Origin of the sequence: uncultured Microscilla sp. (genome assembly GCF_947493425.1) — a bacterium.
In the GTDB taxonomy this organism is placed as follows: domain Bacteria; phylum Bacteroidota; class Bacteroidia; order Cytophagales; family Microscillaceae; genus Microscilla.
This window is the reverse complement of sequence record NZ_CANLRP010000412.1, coordinates 1-892: the sequence shown is the minus strand read 5'-3', so window position 1 is coordinate 892 and position 892 is coordinate 1. Positions and strand designations below refer to the sequence as shown.

The 892-nt window shown below is 36.1% G+C and carries 1 protein-coding gene; it reads left to right on the top strand.

The genetic code is table 11. From position 1 onward, the window contains the following. On the top strand, positions 1-890 hold an 890-nt coding region (locus tag Q0954_RS34085; RefSeq protein ID WP_299466594.1), incomplete at its 5' end, for a transposase. Positions 891-892 lie beyond the last annotated feature (2 nt).

Below are 892 nucleotides of genomic sequence, written 5' to 3'. Positions count from 1 at the left end.
CTTTTGAGCAACAGGAAGATATTTATTGTGAAGATTTGGATATTACCTGGACTGAGAGAAGGATTATAGTATACTCTCCCTCTTATTCCAATCAGCTTAATAAGAAGTTGGATGAGCGCAAAGAAGTAGTAGAGCAAAAATTGAAAACCCTTTTAGAACCTAAGCAGGGCAAGAAAAAATGGGAAAACAAAGCTGAGCTAGAGGTGAGCGTTACTCAACTTTTAAAAAAATATAAACTACAAAAGTTCATTGATGTTGAGGTAAAAGAAAACCTTAGCTTGAAACCAGTACAAAAGTACCGGGATCGCCCAGCGAGGGTTAAAGAAGAACTTAGCTTCTCTCTGGAAGTTCAGGTGAATGAAGAAGCTCTGGCAGCACATCGGCTAAAATTAGGCTGGCGTGTTTATGCTACAAATGCCCCTGTGACCTATTTATCAACAAAAGAGGCTGTCATCTGTTATCGTCAGGAATACCGTATCGAACATAAATTCAATGAGTTACTTAATAAAATTACATCATTGATGCCTGTTTATCTTAAAAAAGATCATCGCATAAAGGCTCTTATACGATTACTGCTGCTGGCACTAAAATTTGTAAGTGTTATTGAATATCAAGTACGTCAAGAGTTGGAAAACACAGAACAGAAAATCAAAGGACTCTATGTGGGTAATCCAGGCAGAGCAACAGCTAAACCAACAAGCAAAATGATATTGGAGGCATTCAAGAATATCACATTAGTGATAATGCCTATACAAAATCAAATATTCATTAAAATTAGTGAATTAAAACCAATACAACAGCAATTGCTGAAATTTTTAAAAATAAGCCCAAGTGCCTATTTAGGACTTGAACAAGTTTCATTTTCTGATTCCCATTTGGGCGAAACGTAAGT